This is a genomic window from Streptomyces sp. BE303, from assembly GCF_036290945.1.
Classification (GTDB): Bacteria; Actinomycetota; Actinomycetes; order Streptomycetales; family Streptomycetaceae; genus Kitasatospora.
Genome location: NZ_JAQYWZ010000280.1, coordinates 1 through 284 on the forward strand (window position 1 = coordinate 1; position 284 = coordinate 284).

Annotated in this window: 1 protein-coding gene; it reads left to right on the top strand. The window is 71.5% G+C overall.

From position 1 onward, the window contains the following. A partial coding sequence (locus PUR56_RS02260; RefSeq protein WP_329947621.1) for an ATP-binding cassette domain-containing protein occupies window positions 1–284 on the top strand: 284 nt, incomplete at both ends.

The following is a 284-nucleotide window of genomic DNA, read 5'->3' on the forward strand; positions in this document are numbered from 1 at the left end:
ACCAAGCGGTTCGGCGCGGTACGGGCCCTCGGCGGAGTCACCCTCGACTTCCCCGCCGGTCAGGTCACCGCCCTCATGGGCGAGAACGGCGCGGGCAAGTCCACCCTCCTCAAGATCCTCACCGGCGACCACCAGCCCACCGAGGGCCACGTCGTCCTCGACGGCGAGCGGGTGGACCTGGCCTCACCCGCCCAGGCCCGAGCCGCCGGGATCCGCATCATCCCGCAGGAACCGGAGATCATCCCCCACGTCTCCGTCGCCGAGAACGTCTACGCCGGCTCCCT